Source organism: Burkholderia sp. B10 (genome assembly GCF_004368385.1).
Classification (GTDB): domain Bacteria; phylum Pseudomonadota; class Gammaproteobacteria; order Burkholderiales; family Burkholderiaceae; genus Burkholderia; species Burkholderia vietnamiensis.
Window position 1 is genome coordinate 17,006 of the sequence record NZ_PQMX01000052.1, and the last position, 26,819, is coordinate 43,824.

26 protein-coding genes and 1 tRNA gene are annotated in these 26,819 nt (G+C 68.0%); 11 read left to right on the forward strand and 16 right to left on the reverse strand.

Translation table 11 applies throughout. The features are described 5' to 3' along the window. Positions 1 to 202 precede the first annotated feature (202 nt). From C3Y15_RS22670 to C3Y15_RS22690, 5 genes are all read right to left on the reverse strand, one after another. Positions 203 to 279: transfer RNA gene (locus C3Y15_RS22670), tRNA-Val, on the reverse strand. Between the two features lie 93 nt (positions 280 to 372). Next, complete coding sequence (locus C3Y15_RS22675; RefSeq protein ID WP_011884547.1) at positions 373 to 2,607, reverse strand: bifunctional (p)ppGpp synthetase/guanosine-3',5'-bis(diphosphate) 3'-pyrophosphohydrolase; 2,235 nt, start codon at positions 2,605 to 2,607, stop codon at positions 373 to 375. 39 nt (positions 2,608 to 2,646) lie between these two features. Further along, entirely contained in the window at positions 2,647 to 3,000 is a 354-nt protein-coding gene (locus C3Y15_RS22680; RefSeq protein ID WP_011884545.1) for a RidA family protein, read from the reverse strand. Positions 3,001 to 3,081: 81 nt separating this feature from the next. Beyond that, on the reverse strand, positions 3,082 to 3,978 hold the full coding sequence (locus tag C3Y15_RS22685; RefSeq protein ID WP_069246374.1) for an alpha/beta hydrolase: 897 nt from the start codon (positions 3,976 to 3,978) through the stop codon (positions 3,082 to 3,084). A 124-nt stretch (positions 3,979 to 4,102) separates the two neighbouring features. Beyond that, positions 4,103 to 5,008 (reverse strand): LysR family transcriptional regulator, encoded by a 906-nt coding sequence (locus C3Y15_RS22690; RefSeq protein WP_059668455.1) that lies wholly within the window; start codon positions 5,006 to 5,008, stop codon positions 4,103 to 4,105. A gap of 137 nt (positions 5,009 to 5,145) precedes the next feature. Here C3Y15_RS22690 and C3Y15_RS22695 point away from each other — a divergent pair, with 137 nt between their 5' ends. From C3Y15_RS22695 to C3Y15_RS22705, 3 genes are read left to right on the forward strand one after another with little or no spacing between them, the layout of a single operon-like run. Continuing rightward, positions 5,146 to 5,703: an ester cyclase gene (locus C3Y15_RS22695; protein ID WP_059694789.1), complete on the forward strand. Its 558-nt coding sequence runs from the start codon at positions 5,146 to 5,148 to the stop codon at positions 5,701 to 5,703. 17 nt (positions 5,704 to 5,720) lie between these two features. Continuing rightward, the gene (locus tag C3Y15_RS22700) at positions 5,721 to 6,743 is read left to right on the forward strand and encodes a polysaccharide deacetylase family protein (RefSeq protein ID WP_059624093.1); all 1,023 of its coding nucleotides are present in this window, start codon (positions 5,721 to 5,723) and stop codon (positions 6,741 to 6,743) included. A gap of 37 nt (positions 6,744 to 6,780) precedes the next feature. Further along, the gene (locus C3Y15_RS22705; RefSeq protein WP_069246217.1) at positions 6,781 to 7,494 is read left to right on the forward strand and encodes an SDR family oxidoreductase; all 714 of its coding nucleotides are present in this window, start codon (positions 6,781 to 6,783) and stop codon (positions 7,492 to 7,494) included. 94 nt (positions 7,495 to 7,588) lie between these two features. On the opposite strand, the gene C3Y15_RS22710 is transcribed toward C3Y15_RS22705, so the two are convergent. Next, the gene (locus C3Y15_RS22710; protein ID WP_014722902.1) at positions 7,589 to 8,230 is read right to left on the reverse strand and encodes a CoA transferase subunit B; all 642 of its coding nucleotides are present in this window, start codon (positions 8,228 to 8,230) and stop codon (positions 7,589 to 7,591) included. A 1-nt stretch (position 8,231) separates the two neighbouring features. Beyond that, on the reverse strand, positions 8,232 to 8,936 hold the full coding sequence (locus tag C3Y15_RS22715) for a CoA transferase subunit A (protein WP_014722901.1): 705 nt from the start codon (positions 8,934 to 8,936) through the stop codon (positions 8,232 to 8,234). A gap of 223 nt (positions 8,937 to 9,159) precedes the next feature. On the opposite strand from C3Y15_RS22715, the gene C3Y15_RS22720 reads away from it, so the two are divergent. Next, positions 9,160 to 9,705, forward strand: coding sequence for a PAS and helix-turn-helix domain-containing protein (locus tag C3Y15_RS22720; protein WP_011884534.1), 546 nt, complete (start codon positions 9,160 to 9,162; stop codon positions 9,703 to 9,705). Positions 9,706 to 9,806: 101 nt separating this feature from the next. Here the strand turns inward: C3Y15_RS22720 and C3Y15_RS22725 are convergent, their stop codons facing one another. Both C3Y15_RS22725 and C3Y15_RS22730 read right to left on the reverse strand, forming a co-directional pair. Then, the gene (locus C3Y15_RS22725; protein ID WP_014722899.1) at positions 9,807 to 10,238 is read right to left on the reverse strand and encodes a thioesterase family protein; all 432 of its coding nucleotides are present in this window, start codon (positions 10,236 to 10,238) and stop codon (positions 9,807 to 9,809) included. A gap of 32 nt (positions 10,239 to 10,270) precedes the next feature. After that, a complete protein-coding gene (locus C3Y15_RS22730) occupies positions 10,271 to 11,047 on the reverse strand; it encodes an SDR family oxidoreductase (RefSeq protein WP_011884532.1) in 777 nt (258 codons plus the stop codon). 175 nt (positions 11,048 to 11,222) lie between these two features. On the opposite strand from C3Y15_RS22730, the gene C3Y15_RS22735 reads away from it, so the two are divergent. Further along, the gene (locus C3Y15_RS22735; protein WP_069246216.1) at positions 11,223 to 12,896 is read left to right on the forward strand and encodes an electron transfer flavoprotein-ubiquinone oxidoreductase; all 1,674 of its coding nucleotides are present in this window, start codon (positions 11,223 to 11,225) and stop codon (positions 12,894 to 12,896) included. Between the two features lie 108 nt (positions 12,897 to 13,004). On the opposite strand, the gene C3Y15_RS22740 is transcribed toward C3Y15_RS22735, so the two are convergent. The 3 genes from C3Y15_RS22740 to rbsK form a co-directional block, all read right to left on the reverse strand. After that, the gene (locus tag C3Y15_RS22740) at positions 13,005 to 13,952 is read right to left on the reverse strand and encodes a dihydrodipicolinate synthase family protein (RefSeq protein WP_059475939.1); all 948 of its coding nucleotides are present in this window, start codon (positions 13,950 to 13,952) and stop codon (positions 13,005 to 13,007) included. 44 nt (positions 13,953 to 13,996) lie between these two features. Then, complete coding sequence (locus C3Y15_RS22745; protein ID WP_069246215.1) at positions 13,997 to 15,316, reverse strand: MFS transporter; 1,320 nt, start codon at positions 15,314 to 15,316, stop codon at positions 13,997 to 13,999. A 62-nt stretch (positions 15,317 to 15,378) separates the two neighbouring features. Continuing rightward, positions 15,379 to 16,308 carry a ribokinase gene (gene rbsK, locus C3Y15_RS22750; protein ID WP_034193324.1) on the reverse strand — a complete coding sequence of 310 codons (930 nt, stop codon included), beginning with the start codon at positions 16,306 to 16,308 and terminating at the stop codon, positions 15,379 to 15,381. A 241-nt stretch (positions 16,309 to 16,549) separates the two neighbouring features. On the opposite strand from rbsK, the gene C3Y15_RS22755 reads away from it, so the two are divergent. Then, on the forward strand, positions 16,550 to 17,620 hold the full coding sequence (locus tag C3Y15_RS22755; protein WP_011884527.1) for a LacI family DNA-binding transcriptional regulator: 1,071 nt from the start codon (positions 16,550 to 16,552) through the stop codon (positions 17,618 to 17,620). 69 nt (positions 17,621 to 17,689) lie between these two features. Here C3Y15_RS22755 and aroC read toward each other — a convergent pair whose 3' ends face one another. The 3 genes from aroC to C3Y15_RS22770 form a co-directional block, all read right to left on the reverse strand. Then, on the reverse strand, positions 17,690 to 18,790 hold the full coding sequence (gene aroC, locus C3Y15_RS22760) for a chorismate synthase (RefSeq protein ID WP_059621636.1): 1,101 nt from the start codon (positions 18,788 to 18,790) through the stop codon (positions 17,690 to 17,692). Positions 18,791 to 19,037: 247 nt separating this feature from the next. Further along, a complete protein-coding gene (locus C3Y15_RS22765; RefSeq protein ID WP_011884525.1) occupies positions 19,038 to 20,972 on the reverse strand; it encodes an MFS transporter in 1,935 nt (644 codons plus the stop codon). A 136-nt stretch (positions 20,973 to 21,108) separates the two neighbouring features. Next, a complete protein-coding gene (locus C3Y15_RS22770) occupies positions 21,109 to 21,564 on the reverse strand; it encodes a CBS domain-containing protein (RefSeq protein ID WP_011884523.1) in 456 nt (151 codons plus the stop codon). A gap of 157 nt (positions 21,565 to 21,721) precedes the next feature. Between C3Y15_RS22770 and C3Y15_RS22775 the strand changes: the two genes are divergently transcribed. After that, on the forward strand, positions 21,722 to 22,039 hold the full coding sequence (locus C3Y15_RS22775) for an Mpo1-like protein (protein ID WP_011884521.1): 318 nt from the start codon (positions 21,722 to 21,724) through the stop codon (positions 22,037 to 22,039). A gap of 21 nt (positions 22,040 to 22,060) precedes the next feature. Here the strand turns inward: C3Y15_RS22775 and C3Y15_RS22780 are convergent, their stop codons facing one another. After that, entirely contained in the window at positions 22,061 to 23,392 is a 1,332-nt protein-coding gene (locus tag C3Y15_RS22780) for a YihY family inner membrane protein (protein ID WP_014722891.1), read from the reverse strand. A gap of 146 nt (positions 23,393 to 23,538) precedes the next feature. Between C3Y15_RS22780 and wrbA the strand changes: the two genes are divergently transcribed. The 4 genes from wrbA to C3Y15_RS22800 form a co-directional block, all read left to right on the forward strand. Continuing rightward, positions 23,539 to 24,150, forward strand: a complete 612-nt coding sequence (gene wrbA, locus C3Y15_RS22785) for an NAD(P)H:quinone oxidoreductase (RefSeq protein WP_034193322.1) — start codon at positions 23,539 to 23,541, stop codon at positions 24,148 to 24,150. Then, positions 24,147 to 24,545 carry a DUF2069 domain-containing protein gene (locus C3Y15_RS22790; protein ID WP_034193321.1) on the forward strand — a complete coding sequence of 133 codons (399 nt, stop codon included), beginning with the start codon at positions 24,147 to 24,149 and terminating at the stop codon, positions 24,543 to 24,545. The genes wrbA and C3Y15_RS22790 overlap by 4 nt, the downstream gene beginning before the upstream one ends. Positions 24,546 to 24,565: 20 nt before the next feature. Then, positions 24,566 to 25,987 carry an FAD-binding oxidoreductase gene (locus tag C3Y15_RS22795; RefSeq protein ID WP_034193320.1) on the forward strand — a complete coding sequence of 474 codons (1,422 nt, stop codon included), beginning with the start codon at positions 24,566 to 24,568 and terminating at the stop codon, positions 25,985 to 25,987. Between the two features lie 25 nt (positions 25,988 to 26,012). Next, the coding region (locus C3Y15_RS22800; protein WP_134206869.1) for a metallophosphoesterase at positions 26,013 to 26,819 on the forward strand (807 nt) is incomplete at its 3' end.

Consider the following 26,819-nt stretch of genomic DNA (forward strand, 5'->3'; position numbering starts at 1 on the left):
CGCGACAAAAAAAATGCGGCCCCGCTTTCGAGGGGCCGCATTCGATACTTCACTCAGACTGAAAGGGCGAAAACGTTCCTCGACTAGCGTCGCTCCGAAAAGGTTTCGGTCAACGTTCGCGGTGTCATAACCGTATTCGCCTTGTTCGCGTTGAGTTATTTACTGCATCGAACACCCGGAAAACCGGGCATTCTCAATTCGTTGGTAGGCTCGATTGGACTCGAACCAACGACCCCCACCATGTCAAGGTGGTGCTCTAACCAGCTGAGCTACGAGCCTAGTGAAGCTAAGATTATATGGGGCGAGCGTTTCCTTGGCAAGCTATTTATGCGGTTGCAGCAAAATGACGGGGCGCGATCATGTGCGGCCGCGTCATGCCTTGCGTCCGGCCCGCACGACGCCCTGCACTTCGCCGAGCAGCGTGCATGCGCGCTGCACCTGCGCGGCATTCGACACCTCGACCGTGAACTGCATGAACGCCGTGTTGCGGCGGCTCTGCGTCTTCACGCCGACCACGTTCATCTTCTCGCGCGCAAAGACTTCCGAAATGTCACGCAGCAGCCCTTGCCGGTCGCTCGCCTCGATCATCAGATCGACCGGATAGACGGACGCGCCGCGCCCGCCCAGCACGTCCGCAGACCACGTCGTCTGCAGCACGCGCTCGGGCGCGCGCTCGGCCATCCGCACGAAGGTCGGGCAGTCGCTGCGGTGAATCGACATCCCCTTGCCGCGCGTCACGAAGCCGCTGATCGGGTCGGGCGGCGCCGGGCGGCAGCAGCGCGCCAGCTGGGTCAGCAGCGCATCGACGCCGACCACCAGCACGCCGGTCGATGCACCGTGCGCGACGCTCGCGCCGCTGCTGCGCTTCTCGAAGTCGGCGGGCGCCTCGGGCGCGTGCTCGGGCGGCGGCGCATCGGACAGCGCCTGCTCGATGTTGCGCAGGCTGAATTCTTCCTTGCCGACGACCGAAAACAGATCGTCGGGCGACTTGAAGCCGAGCTTCGCGGCGAGATTGTCGAGGTTGACCGACGTCTTGCCCTCGCGCTGCAGCGTCTTTTCGACGAGCGCGCGCCCGTGCGCGATGTTTTCTTCCTGCTCGATCGAGTTGAACCACGCGCGCACCTTCTGCCGTGCGCGCGAGCTCTTCAGGTAGCCGAGCTGCGGGTTCAGCCAGTCGCGCGACGGCCCGCCCTCCTTCACCGCGACGATCTCGACCGTCTGGCCGTTCGCGAGCGACGTGTTGAGCGGCACCATCGCGCCGTCGACACGCGCGCCGCGGCAGCGATGGCCCAGCTCGCTGTGCAGGTGATAGGCGAAGTCGACCGGCGTCGCGCCCTGCGGCAGCGCGATCACGCGCGCCTGCGGCGTCAGCACGTAGATGTGGTCGTCGTCGAGCGAGGTCTCGCGCAGCTGCGCCCACGCCTGATCGCCGGACACTTCGCCGCCGTCCTCGACGTCGTCCTTCCACGCGAGCAGCTGGCGCAGCCACGCGATCTTCTCGTCGTACTTGTCGCTCGCCGAGAACTGGCCGCCGTAGCCGCGCACGCCGGCTTCCTTGTAGCGCCAGTGCGCGGCGACGCCGTACTCGGCGAAGCGATGCATTTCCTGCGTGCGGATCTGCACTTCGAACGCGCGGCCGTCGTCGCCGATCACGACCGTATGCAGCGACTTGTAGCCGTTCGGCTTCGGCCGCGAGATGTAGTCGTCGAACTCCTTCGGCACCGGCTGCCACAGGTGATGGACGATGCCGAGCACCGTGTAGCAATCCTTGATGTCGGGCACGATCACGCGGAACGCGCGCACGTCGTACAGCTCGGAGAAATCGAGCTCCTTGCCGCGCATCTTGCGCCAGATGCTGTAGATGTGCTTCGGCCGGCCGCTCACGTCGGCCGGGATATGCGCCTGCGCGAGCTCGTGCTGCAGCCGCTCGATCGCCTGTGCGACGTACGCCTCGCGCTCGATGCGCTTCTCGTCGAGCAGCTTCGCGATGCGCTTGTAGGTGACCGGATCCTCGAAGCGGAACGCGAGATCCTCGAGCTCCCACTTCAGTTGCCAGATGCCGAGACGGTTCGCGAGCGGCGCGTAGATCTCGAGCGTCTCGCGCGCCACGTCGGGCGGCGGATCGGCCTTCGCGGCCGCGTAGTAGCGCAGCGACTGCAGGCGCGACGCCAGGCGAATCAGCACCACGCGGATGTCCTGCGCGAACGCGAGCAGCATCTTGCGCAGCGCCTCGATCTGCGTGCGCCGCTGTTGCGCGGCGTCGCGCCCGGCGTCGGGCATCGCGTTCTGCGCCGCGCGCAGGCTGACGGTGCCGAGCCGCAGCAGCTTGCGCACATCGGCGACGAGCCGCGCGACCTCTTCGCCGAAGCGCTCGGTCAGCTCGCGTTCGGGGTCGCTCAGATGCGGCGTCAGCACGAACAGCGCGGCCGCCTGCATCGCGTGCGGATCGACGTTCAGCGTGCGCATGATCGACGCGGTGCCAGCCGAGTGATCGGCAAGCAGCTCGCCCGTCGACAGGCGCGCGGCGCCGGCCCGCTCGCGCACGAACGCGAGCACGTCGTCGAACGACGGCGCCGCGACGGAAGAAGCGGAAGCGGATTCGGTCATCGCACGGCCCGGGATATTGCGGTCATCGTGATGCTTCGCTCAGCTCCGCTGGGCGGCAACGACGACGATCTCGACGAGCACCGCCGGATCGGCGAGCTTCGCTTCGACGGTCGCGCGCGGCGGCGTATTGCCCGCCGCGACCCACGCGTCCCACTCGGCGTTCATGCCGTCGAAGTTCGCGAGATCGGAGATGTAGATCTGCACCGACAGCAGATGCGCCTTGTCGCTGTTCGCTTCGGCGAGCAGGCGGTCGATGTGGCCGAGCACTTCGCGCGTCTGGCCGCGGATGTCCTGCGTGGTGTCTTCGGCGATCTGGCCGGCCAGGTACACGGTACCGTTGTGGATCGCGGTTTCGGAGAGACGGGCGCCGACGTGGTGACGAATGACTGCCATGAAATGTTCCGGTCGTGTGAATGGGTGAACAAGCGGCGACGACGCGGCCCGCGCGCCGCCGAACCGCATATTATGACGCGTTTACGCGGCGCCTTCGACGAAAAACCGGCGGGCAAGCGCGATCTGCTCCGCGCTGACGAACGCCGGCGCATGGCCCGCGCCCGGAATCTCGACCTGCGTCACGTGCCGGCCGCGCTGCATCATCTCGGCCACCGTGTCGCGCGACAGCAGGTCCGACGTTTCGCCCCGCACGACGAGCAGCGACGCATCGGTCGCTTCGATCGCGTGCCACAACGCCGCTTCGCCGGCCGCGGCCAGCTCGGGCGTGGTCGCCTTGAACGGCTCGGCGATGCGCGGGTCGTAGCGCATCGTCCAGCCGCCGTCCGGCAGCTCGCAAAGCAGCGGCTCGTTGATCTCGCGCCATTCGTCGGCAGTCAGCGCGCCGAACGGCAGCGACAGCGACGTCAGGTAGTCGACGCCTTCCTGGCACGTGGCGAAGCGCGGCTGCACGCCGAGGTATTCGCCGATGCGCACGAGCGAGTCGGGCTCGATGCGCGGACCGACGTCGTTGACGATCATCCTGCGCAGCGGCGCACCGGGCAGCCCCGCGAGCGCGATGCCGATCAGCCCGCCCATCGACGTGCCGAACCAGTCGACCGACTCGACGTCGAGCCGCGCGATCAGCGTCACCATATCCGCCACGTACTGCGGGATCGTGTAGAACCGCGGGTCGGCCAGCCGGTCCGAGCGGCCGCGCCCGACCACGTCGGGGCACACGACGCGATAGGTATCGGACAGCGCGGCCGCGAGGCGATCGAAGTCGCGCCCGGAACGGGTCAGGCCGTGCACGCAGACCAGCACGCGCGCATTGGCGGGATCGCCCCATTCCGTATACGCGACGTGGTGCAGGCCGGCCGCGCTCGCACACTGCACGCGACGCTGGCGGGGAACCGGTGGATTCGCTGAAATGATGGGCATCGTGGGCATCCTGTCGAGCGCGGGCGGCGCGTGCCGGCCGGTGCGAACGATTGTAAACCGCTTCGCCGCGGCGGCGCGTCGCGCAAGCCGCGACCCTCGCGCGCATCGCTCGCCCCGCCTCGGCTCACGCGCCGGGCTGCCACGCGTCGCGCAACTGCTCGCGCAGGAACTCGACGAAGGCGCGCACGCGCAACGGCACGTGCCGGCCGCCCGGATAGACCGCATGCAGCGGCGCGGCCGGCGCCGCGAACGCCGGCAGCACGCGCACGAGCGTGCCGGCGTCGAAATCGGCGTCGACGTCCCAGATCGACTTCAGCGCGATGCCCGCGCCTTCGAGCGCGAACGACCGGGCCGCCCCGCCGTCGTTGGTGAGCAGCGCGGCCGTGACGTCGACGGCCACGCTGCCGTTGGCGCCGTCGAACCGCCATTCGGTGCGCGGCTGATCGCCGAGCACGATGCATCGGTGTGCCCGCAGGTCGGCCGGATGGGCCGGCAGCCCGTGCGTCGCGACGTAGCTCGGCGCCGCGCACAGCACGCGGTGATTCGGCGCCAGCTCGCGCGCGATCATCGTCGAATCGGCCAGGCTGCCGATCCGGACGGCCACGTCGATGTCCTGCGCGAGTAGGTCGACGATCGTGTCGGTGAGCATCAGCTGCACGGTCAACGCCGGATGCTGCCGCTGGAACGCCGCGACCAGCGGCACGATCCGCACGCGGCCGAGCTCGCCGGGCGCCGTCACGCGCAGCATCCCGTTGACCGTGCCGCGCCGGTCGCTCATCAGCGTTTCCGCCCGCTCGATTTCGGCCAGGATGCGCAGCACCTGGGCGTGAAACTGCGCGCCGTCGTCGGTCAGCGTCTGCTGGCGCGTGGTCCGGTGCAACAGCCGCACACCGAGCCGCGACTCCAGATGCGCGAGCCGCTTGCTGACCACCGACAGCGACAGGTCCAGCTCGCGCGCCGCCGCCGACAGGCTGCCGGCCGACACGATGCGCGCGAAGGTCTCGAGCGCGGGGAGATCGTCGATCAGCATCGGCGCCCTCGTTTCGCCGTAACCTTTCCTTTTTTCGAATAATCCATTCGTGCCACGCCCGTATTTGCATGAAGAACGGAAACCTACCATACCTGTTCCGCGTCGTCGCACGACGCTGCACACAGGACCCAATCACCATGCCAATCCGTCTTTCTTCCGTCGCGCGGCCGCTCGCACGCGCGATCGCCGCGGCCGCGTGCGTCGCGGCGCTGGCGCCTGCCGCCGCCCATGCGGCGAGCCTCGTCGAGCCGCACGGCCTGATCGTCGCCGCCGATGTGCCGGCCGCGCAGGCACGCGCGCAGATCCTCGCCGCGCGCCGCTACGTCACGTTCTGGGATGCCGGCGACGCGGCCCTCGCGCAGGCCGCGCTCGCCGCCGATTTCACCGACCGCACGTTGCCGGCCGGCCGCGAACAGGGCATCGCCGGGCCGCTCGCCGCGTCCAGAACGATGCGCACTGCGATCCCGGACCTGCATTGCGACATCGAACAGATGATCGTCGCCGGCGACCGGGTCGTCGTGCACCTGCACTTTCGCGGCCATTTCTCCGGCACCTTCAACGGAACGGCCGGGAGCGGACAGGCCATCGACTTCATCGCGACCGACATCTACCGGGTCGATCACGGCCGGATCGCGGAGAACTGGCATATCGAGGACAACCTGACGCTGATGCGTCAGCTCGGGCTGGTCGGCTAACGGAGCAGGAGCACACGATGACGCACGAACCATCGAATCAGGCGCAACCTTCGCCGCGCCGCACCTTTCTCGCCCAGGCCGGCGCCGGGCTCGTAGCCGGCGTCGCGGCCGCCACGGGCGCGTCCAGCGCGGCCGCGGCCGCAACGCCACCGGGCCCGCGACCGGCCGCGGCCGATGCGCAGGCCGGCACCTTCTGGCCGGACGGCATCCGGCTCGTGATCTCGATCTCGATGCAGTTCGAGGCCGGTGGACAACCGCCCAAGGGCGCGGACAGCCCGTTCCCGCCGGTCGAGTTCCCGCCGTCGGTGCCGGCCGACCTCGCGTCGGCGACGTGGTTCGCGTACGGCTACCGTGAAGGCATTCCGCGCCTGCTCGACCTGTGGGACCGGCACGGCGTGAAAGTCACGTCGCACATGATCGGTGAAGCCGCACGCCGCCATCCCGAGCTGGCGCGCGAGATCGTGTCGCGCGGCCACGAGGCGGCCGCGCACGGTCCGACCTGGCGCTCGCAGTTCGCGATGAGCCGCGACGAAGAGCGCCGCTTCCTCGTCGAGGCTCGCGACATGGTCGAAGCGGTCACGGGCCAGCGCCCGGTCGGCTACAACTGCAACTGGCTGCGGCGCGGCCCGCATACGCTGCCGCTGCTGCAGGAGCTCGGCTACCTGTATCACATCGACGACGTCAGCCGCGACGAGCCTTTCATCGAGACGGTCGGCGGCCGCGACTTCGCGGTCGTGCCGTACACGCTGCGCAACAACGACATCCTGCTGATCGAAGGCCGCAATTATTCGCCGACGAAGTTCGTCGAGCAGATCAAGCTCGATTTCGACCAGCTGTACGCGGAAGCCGGACAGCGACGGCGCCTGATGTCGATCAGCGCGCACGACCGGATCAGCGGCACGCCGCAGATGGTCCGCGCATGGGACACGTTCCTCGATTACGCGCGCTCGCATCCGGGCGTCGCGTTCATGCGCAAGGACGACATCGCGCGCTTCGCGCTGCGCAGCCCGGCGACGTTGCGCGAAACCGAAACGATCTGACCGGATCGCCCTCTCCCCTCACTTCGGAAGGACCAGCATGAACGATTCACTCAGCGGCAAGAAAGTCCTCGTCGTCGGCGGCAGCTCCGGCATCGGCGCCGCGGCCGCGCATGCATTCGCGCAACGCGGCGCGGTCGTGACGATCGCCTCGCGCCACCCCGAGCGGGCCGGCGCGGCGGCCGCGCCAGGCGCTGCGGTGCGCGGCGAAGCGCTCGACATCACCGATACGGCAGCCGTCGACGCGTTCTGCGCGCGCACCGGGCGCTTCGACCATGTCGTGATCTCGGCCGCGCAAACGGCGACGGGCCCGGTGCGCACGTTGGCGCTCGCCGATGCGCAGGCCGCGATGGACAGCAAGTTCTGGGGCGCCTATCGCGTCGCGCGTTCGATCGACATCGCGCCCGGCGGCTCGCTGTCGTTCGTGTCGGGGTTCCTGAGCGTGCGGCCGAGCGCGTCGTCGGTGCTGCAAGGCGCGATCAACGCGGCGCTCGAGGCGCTGGCCCGCGGGCTGGCGCTCGAGCTGGCGCCGGTGCGCGTGAACACGGTGTCGCCGGGCCTGATCGCGACGCCGCTGTGGAACAAGCTCGCGCCCGACGCACGCGACGCCATGTACGCCGGCGCCGCGCAACGCCTGCCCGCACGCCGCGTGGGCCAGGCCGAGGACGTCGCGAACGCGATCGTCTACCTCGCGACGACGCCGTTTGCGACCGGCTCGACGGTGCTGGTCGACGGCGGCGGTGCGATCGCGTGATCGGCTGACCGCCCGATCGATGCCTCGATGGCAAGACGCCCCGCGTTCCGTGGCGGAACGCGGGGCGTCGATGGCCGACGGAGTCAGACCTTGCTTATGCGACCGCGCTCACGTCGAGCGGCGCGCCCGTCTTGGCCTGGATTTCGTCGACGCCGACACCGTCGGCGAGCTCGAGCACCTTCAGGCCGTCCGGCGTCACTTCGATCACGCCGAGATCGGTGATGATCAGGTCGACCACGCCGACACCCGTCAGCGGCAGGTTGCATTCCTCGAGGATCTTGTGCTGGTCGCCCTTCGCGACGTGCTCCATCAGCACGACGACGCGCTTCACGCCCGCGACGAGATCCATCGCGCCGCCCATCCCCTTGATCATCTTGCCGGGGATCATCCAGTTCGCGAGATCGCCGTTCTTGCTGACCTGCATCGCGCCGAGGATCGCGAGGTTGATGTGGCCGCCGCGAATCATCGCGAACGAATCGGCCGACGAGAAGATCGACGAGCCGGGCAGCGTCGTGACGGTCTGCTTGCCGGCGTTGATCAGATCGGCATCGACCTCTTCGTCGGTCGGCGACGGGCCGATGCCGAGCAGGCCGTTCTCCGACTGGAGCCACACTTCGACGCCGGCCGGCACGTGGTTCGCGACGAGCGTCGGCAGACCGATGCCGAGGTTCACGTAGAAGCCGTCCTGCAGTTCCTTCGCCGCGCGCGCGGCCATCTGGTCACGATTCCAGGCCATGTCAGTCTCCTTTCGCGCGTACGACGCGTTGTTCGATGCGTTTTTCGGGCGTCGCGTTCAGCACGATCCGCTGCACGAAGATGCCGGGCGTATGGACCTGGTCGGGATCGAGCGCGCCGTTCTCGACGATCTCCTCGACCTCGGCCACGGTGATCTTGCCGGCCATCGCGCACATCGGGTTGAAGTTGCGCGCGGTGCGGCGATAGATCAGGTTGCCCGACTTGTCGGCCTTCCATGCCTTCACGAGTGCGACGTCGGCGGTCAGCGACGGCTCGAGCACATAATGGCGATCGCCGAACTGGCGCGTTTCCTTGCCCTCGGCGATCACGGTGCCGTAGCCGGTGTTCGTGAAAAATGCCGGGATGCCGGCGCCGCCGGCGCGCAGCTTCTCGGCGAGCGTGCCCTGCGGCGTGAATTCGAGCTCGAGCTCGCCGGCCAGGTACTGGCGCTCGAACTCCTTGTTCTCGCCGACGTACGACGAGATCATCTTCTTGATCTGGCGCGTTTCGAGCAGCAGGCCGAGGCCGAAACCGTCGACGCCCGCGTTGTTGCTGATGCAGGTGATGTCCTTGACGCCGGAGTCGCGCAGCGCCGCGATCAGCGCCTCGGGGATCCCGCACAGGCCGAAGCCGCCGACCGCGAACGTCTGTCCGTCGCGGACGATCCCTTCCAGCGCGGCAGCCGCGCTGGGATAGACTTTGTTCATCTGTATGTCCCTTCCTCTATGGAAACCAGCAAAACCGGTTCACGCGCCGACTGGCCCGCAAGCCCGCCGCACTCATTCTATGCATGCGCGGCGTGGCCTGCGCGAGGCGCGCTGTTTTTATGTCGCGACGAAGCGCCACGAGATGCCGGCAAGGGTACGATGCGGCGCGGATGCGGCACAATACGCAAAACTACATAAGCATTTGCCTCCGCTGCCCCGCGCCATGCCCGCACTCGATTACCAGACTGCCTTTCACCTCGCGCCGCTCGGCCTCGTGATGTCGCGCGACCGCGTGATCGAGGACTGCAACGACGCACTCGCGGCGATCTTCCGCTGCGCGCGGACCGATCTGATCGGCAAGTCCTACGAAGTACTGTATCCGTCGCCGGACGAGTTTCAGCGCATCGGCGAGCGCATTTCGCGCGTGATGGTCGCGAATGGCACGTACGGCGACGACAGAATCATGAAGCGCGCGGACGGCGAGCTGTTCTGGTGCCACGTGACCGGCCGCGCGCTCGATCGCACCGCGCCGCTCGCCGTGGGCGTATGGACCTTCGAAGACCTGAGCGCGACGCGCCGCGTGGCGGTCGAGCTGACGCCGCGCGAGCGGGAGATCGCAGCCCAGCTCGCGACCGGCAAGACCAGCAAGCAGATCGGACGCGTGCTCGACATCAGTTCGCGCACCGTCGACATCTACCGTGCGCGGCTGATGCGCAAGTACGGCACCAGCAATACGCCGGAGCTGCTGCAACGCCTGCTCGGCCAGTAGCCGCTGCACGCAAACGCAATCGGCCGCGCGAGGCGGCCGATTCCGGCAGGCACGGGTATGGCTGCACACCCGCATCGGCGCCGCGGCGCCGGCTTCGACGTTCAGTCGACCTTGGCGGCGAGCGCGCGCTCGATCGTGTCGCGCAGCAGCTGCGGCAGCGGCACCGACTTGCCGAGCGCATAGTCGACCCACACGCAGCGCGCGTTGCCGCGCGCATACACATGCTGCGGATCGTCCGCACGCGAGAGCTCGAAGCCGGTGTCGAAACTGCTGCGGCCCGGTTTGGCGGCCGACATCCTCGCGATCACGTCGCCCGGATAGTGCAGCTGCTTCAGGAATTCCATCGACGCCGTGACGACCACGGGCCCCTGTCCCTCGCCATTGCCGCCCGCGATGCCGAGTTGCTCGAACCACGAGATCCGCGCCTGTTCCATGTAACGGAAGTAGACCGTGTTGTTCACGTGGCCGAACGCGTCCATGTCGCCCCAGCGGATCGGCATCGACATTTCAAATACGCGGGAATATTCGCTCATTGCACTCTTCTTCGTTACTGGATGGCGTCCGCTCACGCGAGGCCGAAGCCGTCGTCGGCGGAGATGATCGAACCGTTGATGAACTGCGACTCGTCGGCCGCGAGCAGCAGCAACAGCCCGTCGAGATCCTGCGGCTTGCCGACGCGCCGGCGCGGCAGCATCGACTGCAGCTTCTGGCCTTGTTCGGTTTCCCACAGGTAGTGATTGATTTCGGTGTCGATATAGCCTGGGCAGATCGCGTTCACGTTGATCCCGTGACGCCCCCATTCGAGCGCCATCGCCCGCGTCATCTGCACGACGGCCGCCTTGCTCATCGCGTACAGCCCGATCTGCGGAAACACGCGCAGCCCGGCCACCGATGCGATGTTGATGATCCGGTACGGCGGCTTGCCGTTGCCGTTCGCGCGCATCATCATGCGCTTCGCGACTTCCTGCGCGACGAAGAATGCGCCGCGCGTGTTGGTGTCGAACACGAACTCGAAATCGGCCGGCGTCACGTCGACGAGCTTCTGCATCGTCGACACGCCCGAATTGTTCACGAGGATGTCGATCGTGCCGGCTTCCGTCTCGGCGTGCGCAACGGCCGCCTTGATGCTCTGCACGTCCGTCACGTCGAGCGACACGACATGCGCGGCGCCGCCCTCCGCCTCGATCTCCGCGCGCAGTTCCTTCAGGCGCTCGACCCGGCGGCTCGCCAGCACGACCTTCGCGCCGGCCTGCGACAGCACCTGCGCGAAGCGTTGCCCGAGGCCGCTCGATGCGCCGGTAACCAGCGCGACCTTGCCTTCCAGATTGATCGATCGACCCATTGCACATCCCCTTTCGATGTCGTTTGCCGCGGCGGATGCCCGCTCGAGCAGCATAACCCTAGCACAGAAAATAGAACGATCGTGCTAATCTAGCGCCGCGCTGTTGCGGCAAGCGTTTCGTTTCGCAGACAATACGCTCCCGAATAAAAGCATTCTAACGGTTAGAGGAACGCCAATGACCCCCGCAAGCCTCATCGAGCAATACGGCCCGCGCGAATCGATGGAATACGACGTCGTGATCGTCGGCGGCGGCCCCGCCGGGCTGTCGGCGGCGATCCGGCTCAAGCAGCTGGCCGCCGAGAAAGGCGCCGAGATCGGCGTGTGCGTGCTCGAGAAGGGTTCCGAGATCGGCGCGCACATCCTGTCGGGCGCGGTGATGGACCCGCGCGCGATCACCGAGCTGTTCCCCGACTGGAAGGAACGCGGCGCGCCGCTCACCGTCGAGGTGACCGAGGACCGCTTCCTGTTCCTGTCCGAGCAGAGCGCGGTCACGACGCCGAACTGGGCGTTGCCCGACAACTTCAAGAATCACGGCAACTACGTGATCTCGCTGGGCAACGTCACGCGCTGGCTCGGCACACAGGCCGAAGCGCTCGGCGTCGAGATCTTCCCCGGCTTTCCGGCCGCGGAGATCCTCTACAACGACGACGGCTCGGTGAAGGGCGTCGCCACCGGCAACATGGGCGTGGGCAAGGACGGTGAGCCGACCGAGAACTTCCAGCTCGGCATGGAACTGCACGCGAAGTACACGCTGTTCGCCGAAGGCTGCCGCGGTCATCTGGGCCGCCAGCTGATCTCGAAGTTCAAGCTCGACGCGAACGCGGATCCGCAAGCGTACGGGATCGGCATCAAGGAGCTGTGGGAAATCGATCCGGCGAAACACAAGCCGGGCCTCGTGATCCACACGGCCGGCTGGCCGCTGAAGTCGGATACCTACGGCGGCTCGTTCCTGTACCACATGGACAACAACCAGGTCGTGGCCGGCTTCGTGGTTGGGCTTGGCTACACGAACCCGTACCTGTCGCCGTTCGAGGAGTTCCAGCGCTACAAGACGCATCCGTCGATCCGCGCATTCCTCGAAGGCGGCAAGCGCGTGTCGTACGGTGCACGCGCGATCACCGCGGGCGGGCTGCTGTCGCTGCCGAAGACGGTGTTCCCGGGCGGCGCGCTGATCGGCGACGATGCGGGCTTCCTGAACGCATCGCGCATCAAGGGCAGCCACGCGGCGATCAAGACCGGCATGCTGGCCGCCGACGCGGCGTTCGATGCGGTGCAGGCCGGCCGCCAGTCGGACGAGCTGCACGCCTACCCGGACGCGTTCCAGCAGTCGTGGCTGTACACCGAGCTGTACCGCGCGCGCAACTTCAAGCAGTGGATGGCCAAGGGGCTGTACCTCGGCACGCTGATGGTCGGGCTCGAGCAGAAGGTGATGGGCGGCAACGTGCCGTGGACGCTGCACCACAAGCATGCGGACCACGAGATGCTGAAGCCCGCGTCGCAATGCACGCCGATCGAGTATCCGAAGCCGGACGGCAAGCTGACGTTCGACCGGCTGTCGTCGGTGTTCATCTCGAACACGAACCACGAAGAGAACCAGCCGGCGCACTTGACGCTGAAGGACGCGAGCGTGCCGGTGAACGTGAACCTGCGCACCTACGCGGGGCCGGAGGGACGGTTCTGCCCGGCGGCGGTATACGAGTTCGTGAAGAACGACGACGGCAGCGACCGCCTCGTGATCAACGCGCAGAACTGCGTGCACTGCAAGACCTGCGACATCAAGGACCCGACGCAGAACATCGTGTGGGTCACGCCGGAAGGCGGTGGCGGGCCGAATTATCCGAATATGTAAGCTGCCGGAAGACGCCGCATCGCGCGGCGTTTTTTTCGTCGGTACGACGTCCGCGGGTCGCGAGCGCGCGCGGGGGCAATGCCTCGCGCGCGCACTGCTGACCGCCCGTCAGCGCGCTGCGATTCTCCGACGGAAATGCTCGGTACCCGCGACGATCTTGTCGAGCACCGCGTCGAGCGCCCAGAACCGCTCGCGTACGTCGTAATCGATTACGCGGCAGCGAATCGACTCGAAGGTGCCGATCCGCTGGTGATAGATTTTCGCGAGCGCCGGATAACCCAGCGCTTCGGACACCGCCGACACCACCAGGAACGTCGCCAATTCTTCGGCGAGCGCCGGATCCGAATCGCCCTGCGTGCGCAGCCACTGATACAGATCGGGATGGAAGTTGGTGAACACGCCGTTGAAGCCGGCGGACCCCGCCTTCATCGCATCCCAGGCGATTGCGGCGTTCGCGTTCAGGACCTTCAGCGGCGACCCGGCGGCGAGCGCCACGCGCCGCTTCACCGTTTCCAGGTCGCAGCTCACGTCCTTGAGCATCACGAAGCGGCCGGTATCGATGCACGCACGCAGTTCGTCATCGGAGAGCAACCGTCGATAAGGCGCCGGACATTCGTACAGGCCGAGCGGCAGATCCGACGGCAGCCGGGCGAGCAGCGCGTGAAGATGGTCCAGAAACGCGGCGCTGCCCTTGCGCTGCGGATCGAGATGGTTCGTCACGAGCACGACGCCCTGCGCACCCGATTCGGCCGCCGCGCACAGCTCGGCGACCTGCGAATCGAGATCGTCGCTGATATGGCCGGACGCGACGACGGGCACGCGCCCGGCCACGCGATCGACGACGAAACGCGCGAGTTCCGCCCGTTCGGCCAGACTCAGGAATTGCATCTCGCTCGACTGCGCGACCGCGAACAGCGCATCCGAGCCGTGCGCCAGATACCACTCGATGAGTCGCTCGAGCCCGGCATAGTCGATCGCGCCAGCATCGTCGAACGGTGTCAGCATCACCGGCACGATCCCCTCGATGGCCGCGGTCGACTGCTGATGGTGTTGCATCTTTTTCTCCTTGCTTCAGTAAATACGCGGTGTGACCGCGACGCTCAGGCCGGCAGCGGTCCGGGCGCGGCGCTGGCCGCCTGCTCGGGAATCGGCTTGCGCACCAGCAGCAGGTAAGCCATCGCACCGGCGAACGCGATCGCCGCGGCCGTCAGCAGCGCCGGCACGAACGACCACTTCTGCGCGATGACGCCCGTCAGGATCGGCGCGAGTGCACCGCCGATGAAACCGCCAAAATTCTGGATCGCGCCGAGCGATGCGACGCGGCTCGGCGGCGCGGCGGCCGTCGCGAGCGCCCACGAACACGCGGATGCCGCATTCGCGAGAAAGATCACGACCGAAATGCATGCGAGCGCAACGGTATTGCTCTGCACGAGCGCGGCCGGAATCGTGAACGCGACCATCCCGAGCATCGCGACGACCACCGCATTGCGCCGGCTCACGACCGGCGAGCGGCTGCGGCGCGTGACAAAATCGGACAGCCAGCCGGCGACGAGCGAACCGACGAAGCCGCACAGGAACGGCACCGACGCCGCAAACCCGGTGCGAATGAGGCTCATGTGACGCTCCATCGTCAGGTATCCCGGCAGCCACGTCAGGTATACCCAGTTCAGATACACGGAACCGAAGAATCCGATCAGCATGCCCCACGTCGTGCCGTGCGAGAACAGGCTACGCCAGTCGGCGAAAGTCAGCTTCGGCGCGGCGGCGGCAGTCTGCGCATCGGCATCGAGATACCCGCGTTCCGCCGCACTCAACTGCGCGCGAGCCGGATCGCGGTACAGCGCGAACCAGACGACGGCAACGACGAGACCGAGCGCACCGGTCGCGACGAACGCCAGGCGCCAGTCGAACGACGCGACGAGCACCGACAGCAGCAACGGTGCGAGCGCGGTGCCAAGCGGCGACGCCGCATTGAAGATGCCGGTCGGCGTACCGCGCGCGCGCAGCGGAAACCAGTTGCTCACGACCCGCGCGGCCGACGGGAACTGCGGCGCCTCGCCGATACCGAGCACGATGCGCGCGACGATGAACCAGCCGAAGGTCGACACCATGCCGCCCGCTGCCTGCGCGATCGACCAGACGATCAGCCCGACGCCGAGCAGCCGGCGCGGACCGATGCGATCGACCAGGCCGCCCACCGGAAACTGGCACAGCGCATAGCTCCACGAGAATGCCGACAGCAGCAGGCCCATCTGCGAAAGCGACAGTCCGAGATCCGCACGGATTGCCGAGCTCGCGACGGCCAGCGTGCCTCGGTCGAGATAATTGACGATCCCGCTCACCATCAGCAGCGCGAGCGCGATACGTTGTCCGCGTCGGATACCGGGCGGCGCGGCCGGAACAGCGTGGTTTTCGTTCATTGCAGTTGTCTCCATGTTTCTGATGGGTGCCGGCTCAGCCGGCTGTTCCGTCGTCGCGGAATCTATGCGGTCGTGTGCTGCACTTCCTCGCGGGTCGGAATCGACGTCTGCGCGCCGTGGCGCGTGACGCTGATCGCGGCAGCCCGCTGGCCGAACGCGATGGCATCGTCCATTGACGCACCGCCCGCCCGGGCGGCCGCGAACCCGCCGACGAACGTGTCGCCGGCCGCCGTCGTATCGACGGCCGTCACTGCCAGCGCCGGGTGGCGGCCGTTGCCCGCGCTGCCGCGCCAGCAGACGCCGCGCGCGCCGAGCGTGACCAGCACATTGCCGGCGCCCTTCGCGTGCAATGCGTCTGCGGCGCGCACTGCCGAGGCGTCGTCGCCGACCGTGATGCCGGTCAGCGACTCCGCTTCCGTTTCGTTGACGACGAGGTACTCGAGCCGCGCCAGCAACGCGTCGGACAGCGGCCGCGCGGGCGCAGGATTGAGCAGCACCGGCGTGCCGCAGGCGCGCGCACGGTCGATCGCGCGCACCACGGTTTCCATCGGCACCTCGAGCTGGCACACCATCAGCGCCGCGCCGGCGATCGCGTCGCGCGCCGCGTCGATCGTTGCGGCATCGAGGCGCGCGTTCGCACCGGGCACGACGACGATACTGTTCGCCCCGCTCGCATCGACCGTGATCGTCGCGACGCCGGTTGCTGCGCCGTCGATCCGGTGTACGTGCGTCAGGTCGATGCGTTCTGCCGCAAGCGCGTCGTGCAGGCGCGCGCCGAACGCATCGTTGCCGACGCAGCCGATCATCGCGACCGAGGCGCCCAGGCGCGCGGCCGCCACCGCCTGATTCGCGCCCTTGCCGCCGGAGACCGTCCGAAACGCGGTGCCGAGCAGCGTTTCGCCCGGCACGGGCAGCCGCGGCGCGTGCGTGACGAGGTCGACGTTGAGGCTGCCGACGACCGCGATTCTGGGGAATTCAGCGTGGTCTTTCATGCAATGTAACCGCTTACATTTGCGACGGATAAAATCGCCGAACGGGCCGGCGTCGACGAAAAATTTGCGGTGATGCGATTCGAAGATGTGTCTGACATAATGCGGGCTGGCATCAGGATAGCGCTTACATTCTCACAGGCAGCACGCGAGATGCAAGCACGACCACGACGAACCGAGGGTAAACGATGGCACTTTGGACCACTTGCGCATGGCGCGCCGCGCCGGCGGCCGCGAGCCGCCGATGAGCACGCCCTCTTCCGGCGGCGGCGCGGCGCGCGCACGCCGCGGCAGCGGCCGCTCGGTGCTCGGGGACGTCGCGAAACTCGCCGGCGTGTCGACCGCGACCGTTTCGCGCGTGTACAACGATCCCGGCAAGGTGTCGGCCGACGTGCAGCAGCGCGTGCGCGACGCGGCGCGCACGCTGAACTGGATCCCCAACGCGGCCGGTCGCGCACTCGCTTCCACGCGCACCCACATTACGGGCGCGATCATCCCGACGCTCGACGACCAGGTGTTCGCGTCCCAGGTCGCCGGCATGCAGGCGGTCATGGCCGAGCACGGCATCACGCTGTTCCTGGGCTGCTCGAATTACGATCCGGCGCAGGCGCTCGCGCAGGTGCGTGCGATGCTGTCGCGCGGCGTCGAAGCGGTGTCGCTGGTCGGTGAAGCCTATCCGGCGGAAGTCTTCGAACTGCTCGACCTGCATCGGGTGCCCTATGTCGTCACCTACGCCTACCGCGACGACAGCCCGCATTGCTGCATCGGCTTCGACAACCGCGCGGCCTTCGCTCGGCTCACCACGCATCTGCTCGACCTCGGCCATCGCGATTTCGCGATCATCATGCAGCCGTCCGCGGACAACGACCGCGTGCAGGCGCGCCTGCGTGGCATTCACGAGACGCTGGCCGCTCGCGGCCTCGCGGTGCGGCCAGTCCATCAGCACGAGGGGCCGGCGACGATCGCGTTCGGGCGCGCGAGCCTGCGCGCCATTGCGGACAGCGGGCCGACGCGCCCGACGGCCGTGATCTGCGGCAACGATGCGCTGGCGCTGGGCGCGCTGCTGGAGGCGCAGGCGATGGGCATCGCGGTGCCGTCGGAACTGTCGATCACCGGTTTCGACGACGTTGCGCTCGCCCGCGAAATCCGGCCGGCCCTGACGACGATGTGGGTCGACACCGATGCGATCGGCCGCAAGGCCGCGCGTGCATTGCTCGACGCACTCGAGCATGGCGCAGTCGGGCCCGGTTGCGCGGTGCTGCCGGAGCTGCGGGTGCGTGAATCGGCCGCGCCGCCGCATTCCGAGGCCCCATGAAAACGGGGCGCCCCAGGCGCCCCGCTTCACCTCGCATCGAGCGCGCCGGCGGCTGCCGGCGCCCCCGTATCAGGTCGCGCTGCCGGCGATCTTCGGCGTCGACGTCTTGACGTCGCCGCACTGCGCGCGATGACGCAGCGCATGGTCGATCAGCACCAGCGCGAGCATCGACTCGGCGATCGGCGTCGCGCGAATGCCGACGCACGGATCGTGGCGGCCGAAGGTCTCGACGATCGCTTCTTCGCCGGCCTTCGTGATCGAGCGGCGCGGCGTGCGGATGCTCGACGTCGGCTTGATCGCGATCGACACGGTGACGTCCTGCCCGGTCGAAATCCCGCCGAGCACGCCGCCCGCATGGTTGCCGACGAAGCCGGCCGGCGTCAGCTCGTCGCCGTGCACCGACCCGCGCTCGGCGACGCTGGCGAAGCCCGCGCCGATCTCGACGCCCTTCACCGCGTTGATGCTCATCATCGCCTTCGCGATGTCGGCGTCGAGCCGGTCGAACACCGGCTCGCCCCAGCCGACCGGCACGCCCGACGCGACCACGTCGATGCGCGCGCCGATCGAGTCGCCGTCCTTGCGCAGTGCGTCCATGTACGCCTCGAGCTCCGGCACAATCGCCGCATTCGGCGCGAAGAACGGGTTCTCGCGCACGTGCGACCAGTCGACGAACGGCACGTCGATTTCGCCGAGCGCGCTCATACAGCCGCGCACCTCGACGCCGAAGCGCTCGCGCAGCCACTTCTTCGCGACCGCGCCCGCGCCGACGATCGGCGCGGTGAGACGGGCGGACGAGCGGCCGCCGCCGCGGTAGTCGCGGATGCCGTACTTCTGCCAGTACGTGTAGTCGGCATGACCGGGGCGGAACGTCTCGACGATGTTGCCGTAGTCCTTGCTGCGCTGATCGGTGTTGCGGATCAGCAGCGCGATCGGCGTGCCGGTCGTCACGCCTTCGAACACGCCCGACAGGATCTCGACTTCGTCGGCCTCCTGGCGCTGCGTCACGTGCCGCGACGTGCCGGGCTTGCGGCGGTCAAGCTCGGCCTGGATGTCGGCTTCGGTGAGGCTCATTCCCGGCGGGCAGCCGTCGATCACGCAGCCGATCGCGGGACCGTGCGATTCGCCGAAGGTCGTGACAGTGAAAAGCGTGCCGAGGGTATTGCCGGACATGATGGAACCGCCCAAAGAGAAATGACGCAAACCGATGCGCTGCCGCAACCGCTGGCGCGCCGATCGTTTGCCGGTCGAGAAAATGAGGTAAACCGCTATTATGCCAGCCGTCCCGCGCGCGCGGGACGCCGGGCGGTTCGGCGCGCATGCGCCGGCCGCGGATACGGCGCGGCATGCGCGGGCGCGTGCGGCCGACCGGTAGCGCGCCCGCCATCACGGCCGCGCGCTCACCGACGGCGCGCCGCCCCTACTTCCGCGCGCCGCGCAGCTCGGTCACCGCGGCCTGCAGCGCCTGCGGCGTGGCGACCGACGCCGCCATCGGCTCGCCGACCGCGAGCGTGAGCCGGCTCATCACGCCGCGCTTGATCGGCCGCGGCATCCGCGCATCGGTATGGCGCGAGAAGTAGCTGCCCCACAGCCCGCGCAGCGCCATCGGAATCACCGGCACCGGCCTGCGCGTGAGGATCTCGGTGATCCCGTGGTGGAACGTGTTGATGTCGCCCGTCTTGGTCAGCTTGCCTTCCGGAAAGACGCACACGAGCTCGCCGTCCTTCAGCGCAGCCTCGCACGCGTCGTACGCGCGCGCGAGCATGTCCGGATCCTCGTGGCGCGGCGCGATCGGAATCGCCTTCGCGTGCCGGAACACCCAGCTCGCGAACCGCGTCTTGAAGATCCGGTGATCCATCACGAAGCGGATCGGCCGCGGGCTCGCCGCGGCCAGCACGAGCGCGTCGACGTAGCTGACGTGATTGCACACCAGCACGGCCGCGCCGTCGTCGGGAATCCGCTCCGCATGCACGAGGCGGATCCGGTAGAACGTATGCACCAGCACCCATGCGACGAAGCGCAGCAGGAACTCGGGCACGAGCAGGTAGATATACGTCGCGACCGCGACGTTGAGCAGCGCGGTCACGAGAAACAGCCCGGGGATGTCGACGCCCGCCTTGGTCAGCCCCATCGCCATCAACGCCGACAAAATCATGAACAGCGCATTGAGGATGTTGTTCGCGGCGATGATGCGCGCTCGATGGGTCGGCGCGCTGCGGCTCTGGATCAGCGCATAGAGCGGCACGCTGTAGAAGCCGCCGAACATCGCGAGCAGGAACAGGTCGGCCAGGATGCGCCAGTGGCGCGCGCCGGCCAGGAATTCGCCGACCGACAGCAGATGACCGGGCGACGGCATGGCATGGCTCGCGAAGTACAGCTCGATCGCGAACACGCTGATGCCGATCGAGCCGAGCGGCACGAGCCCGATCTCGACGCGGCGCTGCGACAGCCGCTCGCACAGCAGCGAACCGAGGCCGATCCCGACCGAGAACGTCGCGAGCAGCACGGTGACGACGTCGGGGCTCGCGGACAGCACGTCCTTCGCGAAATTGAAGAACGACGTGAGGAAGGTCGCGCCGACGAACCACAGCCACGAGATGCCGAGCAGGCTCAGGAATACGGTGCGGTTCTGTCGCGCGAGCGCGAGGTTGCGCCAGGTTTCGCTGAACGGGTTCCAGTTGATCACGAGATCGGGCTGCGGCGCGGGCGTCGGCGGCACGCGCTGCGCGACGAGGCGCCCTGCCAGCGCGATCGCGACGACGCTCACCGCGAGCACGCGCTCGCCGCTGCCTTCGATGCCGGCGGCCGCGCCGCCGATGATCGTGCCGATCAGGATCGCGACGAACGTGCCCATTTCGACGAGGCCGTTGCCGCCGACGAGCTCGTGCTCGCCGAGATGCTGCGGCAGGTACGAATACTTGACCGGGCCGAACAGCGTCGAGTGCATCCCCATCATGAACGTGCACAGATACAGCAGCGCCGCACTGTGCGTGACGAAGCCGGCCGCGCCGACGAGCATCAGCACGATCTCGAAGGTCTTCACGAAACGCGTGAGCGTCGCCTTGTCGTACTTGTCGGCGATCTGGCCGGAGGTGGCCGAGAACAGCACGAACGGCAGGATGAAGATCGCGGAAATGAGGAACGCGGCCGTCTTCGCGTCGACGCCGGAAAAGCGTGCGGTGTGATACGTGACGAGCGACGTGAAGCCGATCTTGAACACGTTGTCGTTCAACGCGCCGAGGAACTGCGTCGTGAAGAACGGCGCGAAACGGCGCTCGCGCAACAGGTCGAACTGCGATGCGTGGGCGCGCCGTTCGCCGCGCGTCGCTGAAGAGACTTGCGTGTGATCGCTCATGCGGAATACGCGCGCATCGTCTGGGCGAAGCTGCGCGGGCCTCGTGTTGTCGTTGAAAAAACGGCGGCGCAGGCTGAACCTGCGCCGCCGCGCGCCGAATGGCAGCGCCCGCGTGCGATGCACCGGGCGCGACGTGTCACGGCTTCTGTGCTTCGGCTTCCGATTCCGGCCAGTCGCGGATGTAGGCCTTCAGCATCCGGTTCTCGAAACTCTGCGCCTCGACGACCGTCTTCGCGACGTCGTAGAACGAGATGACGCCCATCAGCACCTTCTTGTCGAGCACCGGCATGTAGCGCGCGTGGCGCTCGAGCATCATCCGGCGCACTTCGTTCACGTCGGTCTCCGGCGTGCAGGTGAGCGGCTCGTCCATCACCTTGCGCACCTGTACGTCGCCGATCGCGCCGCCGTTCACGTGCAGGCGCTGGATGATCTCGCGGAACGTGAGCATCCCGACCAGATCGCCGTACTCCATCACGACGAGCGAGCCGATGTCGTGCTCGGCCATCGTATCGACCGCTTCGCGCAGCGGCTTATCGGGCGTCACGGTAAACAACGTGTTGCCCTTCACTTTCAGAATATCGCTGACGCGCATCGTGGTTCCCTCGAGCTTGAATGCAAATCCGCTTTCGATCCTATCGGAAAGCCTGTCAAAAGGAAAGCGCAGGGGTAAGGCGCAGGGCCGCGCGGCTTGCGGCCGCCGGCGGCCCGCCGCACAATGGCGCCATGAACGGCGACCCGAGGAGACGGCCATGGCGCATACGCATTCGGAACAATTCGCCAGCTTCGCTGATTTCTATCCGTATTACCTGAACGAACACCAGAACGCGACGTCGCGGCGGCTGCACTTCATCGGCTCGCTCGGCGTGATCGGCTGTGTCGCGATGGCGGTCGCGACCGGTCGCTGGCCGTGGCTGCCGGCGGCCGTCGTGTGCGGTTACGGCTTCGCATGGATCGGGCACTTCTTCTTCGAGAAGAACCGCCCTGCCACGTTCCGGCATCCGGTCTACAGCCTGATGGGCGACTGGGTGATGTTCAAGGACATCTGCGTCGGCAAGATCCCGCTGTAACGCACGCCTTCCGGCGCGGCGTCACGCCGTTTTCGGCGGACGCGCGTGCGGGTCGGGCGCCGCGCCGGCGAGCGAGCCGGACGCCGGCGCGGCCGGCTGCGCGCCATCGGCCGCGCGCGCGGCGATCAGCGACGCGAGCGACACGTCGAAGCGATCGTTCGACAGCACGTCGAGCAGCGCCGCGCCTTCGACGTGGCTGCTACGCCGCTGCAGCTGATAGGTCAGCTCGGTCCGGTCGATCACCAGCACGTCGAACAGCTGCGCGAGCGTCAGACGATCGGGGTTCGCCAGCAGGATGTAGCGCGGCGCCTGGTCGCCGCCCTCCAGCCGCGCGATCCATTCGCGCTCCTCCATCGTCAGCAGCAGCCGCTGCGCGGTCTCCATGTCGCAGCGCAGCATGGTCGCGAGCCGCGGCGCCGTGCAGCCCGGCCTGCCGGCCGCGCGCGCCTCGGCGAGCCGCGCGAGCAATTCGAGCGCGTCGAGCAGATCGCTGCCCGGATAATGGATGCGATGAAACTGGCCGACACGGATCGCCGGCAGCGCGGACGCGACCATCGCGCCGAGCAGCGCGATGAACCAGCTCAGGTACACCCACAGCAGGAACACGGGCAGCGCCGCGAATGCGCCGTAGACGGCCGTATAGGTCGGAATGCGCCGCACGTAATAGCCGAAGCCGCGCTTCGCCAGCTCGAACGCGACGGCCGCGAACAGGCCGCCGATCACCGCGTCGCGCCACGCGACCGTGCAGTTCGGCAGGTACACGTACAGCAGCGTGAACGCGAGCACCGTGAGCGGCAGCGACGCGAGCGCGAGCAGCCATTCGATGATCGACGTCGACGGCGCGGCGCCGGTGAACGCCAGCGACTGCGTGAACAGATACGACGACAGCGACAGGCTCACGCCGAACAGCAGCGGCCCGAGCGTGATCAACGCCCAGTACGCCAGCACGCGCTGCGCGAACGGCCGCGGCTTGCGCACGCGCCAGATCAGGTTGAACGCGGACTCGATGGTCATCATCGTCATCACCGACGTGACGACCAGCACGATCAGGCCGGCCGTCGTCAGCCCCTTGGCCTTGGCCGCGAACTGGTTCAGGTACTTGAAGATCTGCACGTTGAACTGCGCGGGCATCAGGTGATCGGCGAGGAAGCCCTGCAGCGAGATCTGGAACGACGCGAACATCGGGAACGCGGTGAACAGCGCGAACGCGACCGTCACGAGCGGCACGAGCGCGAGCATCGTCGTGAACGTGAGGCTGCCCGCGACCTGCGGGATGCGGTCCTCGGCGCTGCGCCGCGCGGCGAACTGCGCGAGACGCTTGAGGGTGTCGAGATCGACGGCCAACTTCGGCAAACGTTTTCTCCTTGTCGATGCCGCGCGCCCGGCGGCGCGCGCCGCCGCCGCGCTGCGCGACGACTTCAGCCCCTATAATAGCCGCTCGATCCAGCAGGGGCCGACTGCACCGGGCACGCGCGCGGCCGCACGGGGCTCCGCCGCCCATGAAAGACATCCTCGTCCTCTATTACAGCCGTCACGGCGCCACGCGCGAACTCGCGCTCGCGATCGCGAGCGGCATCGACAGCGTGCCGGGCATGCAGGCGCGCATCCGCACCGTGCCGCCCGTGTCGACGGTGTGCGAAGCCACCGCTCCCGACATCCCCGACGACGGCCCGCCGTATGCCGAACTGCGCGATCTCGAAGAATGCGTGGGCCTCGCCCTCGGCTCGCCCACCCGCTTCGGCAACATGGCCGCCGCGCTCAAATATTTCCTCGACGGCACCACGCCGCAATGGTTGTCCGGTGCGCTGGCCGGCAAGCCGGCCAGCGTGTTCACGTCGACCGGCAGCCTGCACGGCGGCCAGGAGTCGACGCTGCTGTCGATGATGCTGCCGCTGCTGCATCACGGGATGATGATCGTCGGCATTCCGTACACCGAATCCGCCCTCAGCACGACGCGCACCGGCGGCACGCCGTACGGCGCGTCGCACGTGTCGCCGCACGAGCGCAGCGCCGCCGGCGGGCTGTCGGCCGACGAGAAGACGCTCGCGGCGTCGCTCGGCGTGCGGCTGGCCCGCGCGGCCGCGGCCCTGGCCGCCGCCGAGGCCGCATGAGCGGCCCCACGCCCGCGCGCGCCGCAGTCGCGGCCCGGCCGAGCTACGCGCTGGCCGCGGCCGCATGCCTCGCCGCGCTGATCGTGCTCTCGCTCGCATGGGAACTGTGGCTCGCGCCGCTGCGCCCAGGCGGCTCGGCGCTGCTGCTCAAGGCCGTGCCGCTCGCGCTCGCGCTACCCGGCGTGTGGCGGCGTAACATCTATACGCTGCAATGGGCGAGCATGCTGATCCTCGTCTATTTCGCCGAAGGCGTCGTGCGCGGGATGTCCGACCGCGGGCTGTCCGCGACGCTCGGCTGGTGCGAGACCGCGCTCGCCGTCGGCTTCTTCGTGGCGGCGCTCGCCTACGTCGCGCCGTTCAAGCGCGCGGCGAAAAAACAGCGCGCCGCGTCCTGACCCTTACGCGACCGAACGTGATGATTCCTTCCGAAGCTTTCGTATCCGCCTGCCGCGACGCGATCGGCGCCGCGCACGTGCTGACCGACCCGCACGATACCGAGCCGTTCCTGACCGACTGGCGCCGCCGCTACAAGGGCAGCGCCTGCGCGGTGCTGAAGCCGGCGGATACCGCCGAAGTCGCGGCCCTCGTGCGGCTCGCGAACACCCACGGCGTCGCGCTCGTGCCGCAAGGCGGCAACACCGGCCTGGCCGGCGGCGCAACGCCCGATGCGAGTGGCAGCCAGGCCGTGTTGAGCGTCGCACGCCTGAACCGCGTGCGCGCGTTCGATCCGCACAACAACACGATCACCGTCGAAGCCGGCGTGATCCTGGCCGACGTGCAGGCGCGCGCCCGCGAAGGCGGCCGGCTGTTCGCGCTGAGCCTCGCCGCCGAAGGCAGCTGCACGATCGGCGGCAACCTGTCGACCAACGCGGGCGGCACTGCCGTCCTGCGCTACGGCAACGCGCGCGAGCTGTGCCTCGGCCTCGAGGTCGTGACGCCGCAGGGCGAGATCTGGGACGGCCTGCGCGGGCTGCGCAAGGACAACACCGGCTACGATCTGCGCGACCTGTTCATCGGCGCGGAAGGCACGCTCGGGATCATCACGGCCGCGGTGATGAAGCTGCATCCGCTGCCGGCCGCGCAAGTCACCGCGCTCGCCGCGCTCGAATCGCCGCACGCGGCGCTCGACTTCCTCGCGCTCGCGCAGCGTGCGGCCGGCCCGCTGCTGACCGGCTTCGAACTGATGTCGGATTTCTGCATGCAGCTCGTCGGCAAGCACTATCCGCAGCTGCGCTACCCGTTCGAGCGCACGCATGCGCAGACGGTCCTGCTCGAACTGTCGGACAACGAGAGCGAAGCCCACGCGCGCACGCTGTTCGAAACGCTGATGGAGCAGGCGTTCGACGCCGGGCTCGTGGTCGATGCGGTCGTCGCGGAGAATCTCGCGCAATCGCGCGCGTTCTGGGATCTGCGCGAACACATCCCGCTCGCGCAGGCCGACGAGGGCCTCAACATCAAGCACGACATCGCCGTGCCGATTTCGTCGATCGCCCGCTTCATCGACGAAACCGACGCCGCGATCCAGCAGGCCGCGCCCGGCGCGCGGATGGTCACGTTCGGCCATCTCGGCGACGGCAATCTGCACTACAACGTGCAGACGCCGGCCGGCGGCGATCCGAAGGCGTTCCTCGCGCAATTCCAGACGCCGATCAACCGTATCGTCTACGACAACGTGCATCGTCACCGCGGCACGATCAGCGCGGAACACGGGATCGGCCAACTGAAGATCGACGATGCGCAGCGCTACAAGTCGCCGGTCGAAACGGCGCTCATGCGAACGCTGAAGACCGCGCTCGACCCGCGCGGGCTGATGAACCCCGGCAAGGTGCTGCGCTGAACCCATTCAATCCGGAGCGACGCCCATGAGAGTTCGCGTGCTGTCCGACCTGCATCTCGAGAGCAACCAGCCCGACGCGATCGCGCATGCCGAGGCGGATCTCGTCGTGCTGGCCGGCGACATCCACAACCACGCGGAAGGCCTGCGCTGGGCCGCCGAGACGTTCGACGCGCGCGTGCCGGTGATCTACGTGCCCGGCAACCACGAGTATTACGACGGGGAATTCGGCGCGCTGGAAACCGCGATGCGCGACGCCGCGCGCACGCTCGACAACGTGCATTACCTGAACAACGGGCTCTACGTCGACCCGGCACAGCGCTTTCGCGTGCTCGGCACGACGTTATGGACCGATTTCTCGCTGTTCGGCGCCGACGACGCGAGCATTGCCCGCGCGACCGAAGCCGGCATGCGCGTGATGCTCGATTTCAAGGGATTGATTCAGGTGACGTGGCCGCACGAGGCTTCGACGCGGCCCGGCGACGCCCCGCAGCGCGATTTCACGCCGGCCGACGCGATCGCGCTGCACCGGCACAGCCGCGCGTGGCTCGCGGCCCGGATCGCGACGCCGTTCGCGGGCCGCACGATCGTCGTCACGCATCATGCGCCGCATCTGCGCTCGCTGGCACAGCGGTACGAGGAGGATCTTGCTTCGGCGGGATTCGTGACGGACCTGGCGGAACTCGTGCGGCCGCCGGTCGACCTGTGGGTCCACGGCCACACGCATACGTCGTTCGATTACGTGACCGACAGCGGCACGCGCGTGGTGTGCAACCCGCGCGGCTATATCCGTCGCCGCACCGGCGAACTCGAGAACCCCGCGTTCGCGTGGGAT